The sequence below is a fragment of the Streptomyces sp. C36 genome, from assembly GCF_040932295.1.
Lineage (GTDB): Bacteria > Actinomycetota > Actinomycetes > Streptomycetales > Streptomycetaceae > Streptomyces > Streptomyces triculaminicus.
On record NZ_JBFQGI010000016.1, the window covers coordinates 21,121 to 27,604 of the forward strand.

Here is a 6,484-nt window from a genome sequence, read left to right on the forward strand (position 1 = left end):
CCCTGTCGAGGGGGCTAATTGCCGAAGTGCCCCGCATCCAGCTCCCGGGCCAGGCCCTGGGCCTTGCCCTGCAGATCCTGGCTCGCGGGCACATGCTGCTTGTCCGTCGTCCACTGGTCGTACGCGATCGTCACCAGCACGTTCGACGACCGGAAGACCACCGTCACGTCCCGGTGCACGCCCGAGCTCGTCGTCGCCAGCACATCGTTGACGAACGCGTCGTCCCCCAGATCGTCCAGCACCCGCGGCGCCAGCCGGGGATCCGCCGACATCGACGGATTCGCCGCCGTCGGCGCCACCGACGCGTCCGCCAGCTGCGGGCCCGGACCCGGATCGCCCGAACCCGCGCCCGCGCTCCTGCTCGCCCCCGGCGAGGGCGAGGCGGACGGCTTCGGGGAGGGGGACGACTTCGCCGAGGGGGCGGCCGAAGGGATGCGCGCCGCCGTCGCCTGGCGCTCGTACAGCTGCTGCGCCCGCGCCTCGTCGCTCACGCCCGGCTGGTACGACACCACGCGCTCGAAGTCGACCGTCAGATGCCGGGTGCCGTTGGGCGTCTCCAGCTTCCAGCGGCAGCCGACCCGGCGATCGGTGTCGTAGGTGATCGCGGCCGTCCCGCGCAGGAGCTTCTCCGCCTCCTGCTCGTCGCCCTCGCCCGCGCCGGGCAGCATCCGCCGCACCGTCTCCGGGCTCACATAGCCGCACGGCTCCGGCAGGCTGTGGTACTTCCCGGGCGGCCCCGCGGGCACCGCCGAGCCCGCCTGTCCGGCCTTCGCGTCGATGCCCTTTCCGCCGGCCCCGCCACCCCCGCCGCACCCGGCGAGCGCGGCCGACAGCACCGCCGCGGCCAGTGCGGCTACCGGTGCGTACGCCCTCCGCTGCACTGTCCGTGGCTCCCTTCGCCCGAATATTTGGTTGCCGCCGTTGGGCGGCGGCTGGAAACAATGTCTACCGCACGCGCCGCCGAGTCCGCCGTCCCAGTGTCCTGGACGAGCACTTACGTCCGGCTTTTGCGCTTTGTAGACTTTTCGGGGGAATGAGGAAGCTATGTCGTACACCGAGGTACCCGGAGCCCGCGTACCGATCCGCATGTGGGCGGATCCCGACACGGTCGAGCCCGTGGCCATGCAGCAGCTGCGGAACGTCTCCACCCTGCCCTGGATCCAGGGCCTCGCCGTGATGCCCGACGTCCACTTCGGCAAGGGCGCCACGGTCGGCTCGGTGATCGCCATGCGCGGCGCGGTCTGCCCGGCGGCGGTCGGCGTCGACATCGGCTGCGGCATGTCCGCGGTGAAGACCTCGCTGACGGCCAACGACCTGCCGGGCGATCTCTCGCGGCTGCGGTCGAGGATCGAGGAGGCGATCCCGGTCGGCTTCTCGATGCACGACGACCCGGTGGACCCGCGCCGGCTGCACGGACTGCCGACGGCCGGGTGGGACGACTTCTGGGGACGGTTCGACGGGGTCGCGGAAGCGGTCAAATTCCGTCAGGGCCGGGCGCTGAAGCAGATGGGATCGCTCGGCGGAGGAAATCACTTCATCGAGTTCTGTCTCGATGAGTCGGGTTCGGTCTGGCTGATGCTCCACTCCGGCTCCCGGAACATCGGCAAGGAGCTCGCCGAGTACCACATCGGCGAGGCGCGCAAGCTCTCGCACAACCAGAACCTGGTCGATCGCGACCTGGCCGTCTTCATCGCGGACACCCCGCAGATGGCCGCCTACCGGCACGACCTGTTCTGGGCGCAGGAGTACGCGCGGCACAACCGCGAGATCATGATGGCGCTCTTCAAGGACGTCGTCCGCAAGGAGTTCAAGAAGGCCAAGCCCATGTTCGAGCAGGTCATCTCCTGCCACCACAACTACGTGGCCGAGGAGACCTACGAGGGCGTGGACCTGCTGGTCACCCGCAAGGGCGCGATCCGCGCGGGCGGTGGCGAGTACGGCATCATCCCGGGCTCCATGGGCACCGGCTCGTACATCGTGCGAGGCCTGGGCAACGCGGACTCGTTCAACTCCGCCTCGCACGGCGCCGGCCGCCGGATGAGCCGCAACAAGGCGAAGAAGCTGTTCACCGAGCGGGACCTGGCGGACCAGACGCAGGGCGTCGAGTGCCGCAAGGACCGTGGCGTGGTCGACGAGATCCCGGCCGCCTACAAGCCGATCGAGCAGGTCATGGAGCAGCAGCGGGACCTCGTCGAGGTCGTGGCGAAGCTCAAGCAGGTCGTCTGCGTGAAGGGCTGAGGCCCGGGCGGATCCGCCCGGGCCCTGTGCCTCGCCTACGCCTGCTGCTCGCGGTCCTCGGCGTACCAGCGGAGCTCGACCGTGTTGCCGTCCGGGTCGAGGACGTAGAGGGACTCGGCGGTGCCGCGGGCGCCGAAGCGGGGGCCGGGGCCGTCGACGACGGTGAAGGTGCCGGAGGCGACGACCTCCTGCCAGTCCAGGGGCTCGACGGTCAGGCAGATGTGGTCGACGTTGGACTCGCCGCGCTCGCGGCCGAAGAGGTCGATGATCGTGGAGGCGTTGACCCGGACCGAGGGGAAGGAGACCTTCCCCGCGCGCCATTCGTCCACGCGGACCGGCTCCAGGCCGAGCTGGCCGGTGTAGAAGGCCAGGGATCGCTCGATGTCGGAGACGTTGAGGACGAGGTGGTCGAAGGCGATGACGCGCATGGGGCTCCCCCTGTTGTCGTACGGGCCGCCCCGGTGCCGGGGCGGCTGCGCGTACGACGGTAGCGCTCCATGATCAACTGCGCATCGGTCGCGGGTCCCGCGACCGCGGTCCCGGCCGGGTCAGCCCTCGCGGTGGACCTTGTAGTTGGAGGCCTGGGCGCGGGGGCGGACGACGAGCAGGTCGACGTTGACGTGCGGGGGGCGGGAGACGGCCCAGGTGATGGTCTCGGCGATGTCGTCGGCGGTGAGGGGGTCGGCCACGCCCGCGTAGACGGCGTCGGCCTTGTCCTGGTCGCCGCGGTAGCGGGTGAGGGCGAATCCCTCGGTGCGGACCATGCCGGGGGCGATCTCGATGACGCGTACAGGCTGGCCGCACAGTTCCAGGCGGAGGGTCTCGGCGATGACGTGGGCGCCGTGCTTGGCGGCGACGTAGCCGCCGCCGCCCTCGTAGGTGGCGAGGCCGGCGGTGGAGGACAGCACGACGAGGGTGCCCTCGGCCTGGACGAGGCGGGGGAGGAGGGCCTGGGTCACGTTGAGGGTGCCCAGGACGTTGACGTCGTACATGGTGCGCCAGTCGGCGGGGTCGGCGGTGGCGACGGTCTCGGTGCCGATGGCGCCGCCGGCGTTGTTGACCAGGACGTCGATGGGGCCGTACTCGTCGAGGAAGACGGCGAAGGTCATGACGGCGGCGCGGTCGGTGACGTCGAGGGCGTAGGCGACGGCCTGGTGGCCGGCGGCGGTGAGTTCCTCGGTGAGGGCGTGGAGGCGGTCCTCGCGGCGGGCGGTGAGGACGACGCGGTAGCCGGCGGCGGCCAGGTGGCGGGCGGTGGCGGCGCCGATGCCGCTGCTCGCGCCGGTGATGACGGCGGTGGGGGCTGCGGTGCGGGTGCGCATGGGTGGGCCTCCTGGGGCTGGCGCGGTCTGTGCGCAGCATAGGCCGGGAGGGGTCCGGGGTCAGCGGCCGCGCGGCGCGTACATGATCACCGCCACGCCGGCCAGGCGGATCGGGGTGCCGGCGGTGTCGTGGCAGCCGGGCCCTCGCCGCCCTTGGGGTGGTTCGGGGTGGTTTCTACGGCCAGACGAGGCAGTACGGCTGGTGGCCCGCCTCGTGCAGGCGGTGGGAGAAGTCCTGCCATTCGTGGAGCAGCCGGTAGACCGAGAAGGCGTCGCGGGGGCCGCCGCGGTCGGGGACCGTGGACCAGATGAACGCCGCCGCGCCCACCGATTCCTCGCCAATACCGCGCAGCGGGTCGACCACGGTCATGGGGAGCTTGACCACGGCGTAGTCGGGGTGGAGAACCACCAGTTCGAGCGGGGGAACCTTGTGCAGGGGTATGCCCTCGATGCCGGTGAGGACCATGGCGGCCACCGTCTCCGGCTTGATCTTGGTGAACATGCCGCCCATGCCCAGCTCGTCGCCGCCGAGCTCCTCGGGGCGCATGGAGATGGGAACCCGGGCCGCGGTCGCGCCGTTGGGGGCCCCGAAGTATTTGTAGGTCACCCCCACTCGGCCACTCCTGCTTCCCGTGCTGTGCTCGATGTGCTCGATGTGCTCCTGGTGGTGCTCTTCGCGGCGGTGCCGGCCCCGCCGGTCGCGCTGGGCTCGCTCGGGCCCCAGGTCATCGGTGCCCTCGCCCAGTCCGCCACCGCGATGCATATCTCCACCCGACCGCTTTTTTACGCAGCACAGCCCCCGCCGCGCAACCAGATCATCGTCTCAGAGACCTCCCCCGTGGGCGCCGTGCGAAACGCCCGGACGCGACCGGCCGGAGCGCTCTGAGACCATGGCTAGCGTGAGCTACCCATACAGTGCCCCAGTCTCGCAGACGCTCTTCGACCGTGCGGCGGTCGTGACGCCCGGTGGCGTGAACTCTCCGGTCCGGGCTTTCCGCGCCGTGGGCGGTACGCCCCGGTTCATGGTTTCCGGCACCGGTCCGTACCTGACGGACGCGGATGGCCGGGAATATGTGGACCTCGTGTGTTCATGGGGGCCGATGATTCTCGGCCATTCCCACCCCGAGGTGATCGCCGCGGTGCAGGAGGCCGTCGCGCGCGGCACCTCCTTCGGTACGCCCGGTGAGGGCGAGGTGGCGCTGGCCGAGGAGATCGTCGCCCGGATCGAGCCGGTCGAGCAGGTGCGTCTGGTGTCCTCGGGCACCGAGGCGACGATGTCGGCGATCCGGCTGGCGCGCGGTTTCACCGGCCGGGCCAAGGTGATCAAGTTCGCGGGCTGCTACCACGGTCACGTGGACGCGCTGCTGGCCGCGGCCGGCTCCGGGCTGGCCACGTTCGGCCTGCCGGACACGCCGGGCGTCACCGGCGCGCAGGCCGGGGACACCATCGTGCTGCCGTACAACGACCTGGAGGCGGTGCACGCCGCCTTCCACGCCCACCCGGGTGAGATCGCCTGTGTGATCACCGAGGCGTCGCCGGGCAACATGGGCGTCGTCCCGCCGCTGCCGGGCTTCAACGCGGGGCTGCGGGACGCCTGCGCCAAGAACGGCGCGCTGTTCATCTCCGACGAGGTGATGACGGGTTTCCGCACGTCGAAGGCGGGCTGGTACGGCATCGACGGCGTCAAGCCGGACCTGATGACGTTCGGCAAGGTCATGGGCGGCGGCTTCCCGGCGGCGGCGTTCGGCGGCCGGGCCGACGTGATGGCCCACCTGGCCCCGGCGGGCCCGGTCTACCAGGCCGGCACGCTCTCGGGTAACCCGGTGGCGACCGCGGCGGGCCTGGCGCAGCTGCGGCTGCTGGACGACGCGGCGTACGAGCGGGTGGACGCGGTGTCCGCCGAGATCAGCGGGCTGGTGGGCGAGGCGCTGACCAAGCAGGGCGTGGCCCACCGTCTGCAGACGGCGAGCAACATGTTCTCGGTGTTCTTCACCAACCGTGAGGTGCGGAACTACGACGACGCGAAGGCGCAGGAGTCGTTCCGCTTCAACGCCTTCTTCCACTCGATGCTGTCGCAGGGCGTGTACCTGCCGCCGTCGGCGTTCGAGTCGTGGTTCGTCTCGACGGCGCACGACGCGGCGGCGGTGGAGCGGATCGCGGCGGCGCTGCCGGCGGCGGCGCGCGCGGCGGCCGAGGCGACCGAGGAGGGGAAGTAAGTGAGCGCGGAGAAGAAGCGGGACGACAAGCGGGACGACATCACCGTCGTCCACCTGATGCGTCACGGCGAGGTGCACAACCCGGACGGCGTGCTGTACGGGCGGCGGGCGGGCTATCACCTGTCGGACCTGGGCCGGCGGATGGCGGACCGGGTGGCGGAGCACCTGGCGGACCGGGACGTGACGTACGTCGTGGCCTCCCCGCTGGAGCGGGCGCAGGAGACGGCGACGCCGGTCGCCAAGGCGCACGGGCTGGACCTGGCGACGGACGAGCGGCTGATCGAGGCGGCGAACGTCTTCGAGGGCAAGACCTTCGGGGTGGGCGACGGGGCGCTGCGCAAGCCGGCGAACTGGAAGCACCTGACGAACCCCTTCCGCCCGTCGTGGGGGGAGCCGTACGTCGAGCAGGTGGTGCGGATGATGGGCGCGCTGGACGCGGCGAAGGACGCGGCGCGCGGTCATGAGGCCGTGCTGGTGAGCCATCAGCTGCCGATCTGGATCGTGCGCAGCTTCGTGGAGAAGCGTCGGCTGTGGCACGACCCGCGCAAGCGGCAGTGCACGCTGGCGAGCCTGACGACGTTCACCTACCGGGGGGACAGGATCGTTTCGGTGGGCTACAGCGAGCCCGCGCGTGATCTCGTCCCGGCGCATCTGCTGGCGGGTGCCAAGCCGGTCAAGGGCGGCGCGAAGGCCTTCGGCGCCTAGGGG

8 protein-coding genes are annotated in these 6,484 nt (G+C 71.2%); 4 read left to right on the forward strand and 4 right to left on the reverse strand.

What is annotated here, in order from left to right:
• Positions 1-14: 14 nt before the first annotated feature.
• Positions 15-881 (reverse strand): hypothetical protein, encoded by an 867-nt coding sequence (locus AB4K12_RS30935; protein ID WP_368438088.1) that lies wholly within the window; start codon positions 879-881, stop codon positions 15-17.
• A gap of 163 nt (positions 882-1,044) precedes the next feature.
• On the opposite strand from AB4K12_RS30935, the gene AB4K12_RS30940 reads away from it, so the two are divergent.
• Positions 1,045-2,238: an RtcB family protein gene (locus tag AB4K12_RS30940; protein WP_368438090.1), complete on the forward strand. Its 1,194-nt coding sequence runs from the start codon at positions 1,045-1,047 to the stop codon at positions 2,236-2,238.
• Between the two features lie 35 nt (positions 2,239-2,273).
• Here AB4K12_RS30940 and AB4K12_RS30945 read toward each other — a convergent pair whose 3' ends face one another.
• The 3 genes from AB4K12_RS30945 to AB4K12_RS30955 all read right to left on the reverse strand — a co-directional run bounded on the left by AB4K12_RS30945 (position 2,274) and on the right by AB4K12_RS30955 (position 4,323).
• On the reverse strand, positions 2,274-2,666 hold the full coding sequence (locus AB4K12_RS30945) for a VOC family protein (protein WP_368438092.1): 393 nt from the start codon (positions 2,664-2,666) through the stop codon (positions 2,274-2,276).
• A 120-nt stretch (positions 2,667-2,786) separates the two neighbouring features.
• Positions 2,787-3,560 carry an SDR family NAD(P)-dependent oxidoreductase gene (locus AB4K12_RS30950; protein ID WP_368438094.1) on the reverse strand — a complete coding sequence of 258 codons (774 nt, stop codon included), beginning with the start codon at positions 3,558-3,560 and terminating at the stop codon, positions 2,787-2,789.
• A gap of 175 nt (positions 3,561-3,735) precedes the next feature.
• Positions 3,736-4,323 (reverse strand): hypothetical protein, encoded by a 588-nt coding sequence (locus tag AB4K12_RS30955; protein WP_362262710.1) that lies wholly within the window; start codon positions 4,321-4,323, stop codon positions 3,736-3,738.
• Here AB4K12_RS30955 and AB4K12_RS30960 point away from each other — a divergent pair.
• Genes AB4K12_RS30960 through AB4K12_RS30970 form a run of 3 tightly spaced genes read left to right on the forward strand, consistent with a single transcriptional unit; the run spans position 4,207 to position 6,481 of the window.
• Positions 4,207-4,446 (forward strand): hypothetical protein, encoded by a 240-nt coding sequence (locus AB4K12_RS30960; RefSeq protein ID WP_362262773.1) that lies wholly within the window; start codon positions 4,207-4,209, stop codon positions 4,444-4,446. The genes AB4K12_RS30955 and AB4K12_RS30960 overlap by 117 nt on opposite strands.
• A gap of 4 nt (positions 4,447-4,450) precedes the next feature.
• Positions 4,451-5,776: a glutamate-1-semialdehyde 2,1-aminomutase gene (hemL, locus tag AB4K12_RS30965; RefSeq protein ID WP_368438096.1), complete on the forward strand. Its 1,326-nt coding sequence runs from the start codon at positions 4,451-4,453 to the stop codon at positions 5,774-5,776.
• A 57-nt stretch (positions 5,777-5,833) separates the two neighbouring features.
• Positions 5,834-6,481, forward strand: a complete 648-nt coding sequence (locus tag AB4K12_RS30970) for a histidine phosphatase family protein (protein WP_368438100.1) — start codon at positions 5,834-5,836, stop codon at positions 6,479-6,481.
• Positions 6,482-6,484 lie beyond the last annotated feature (3 nt).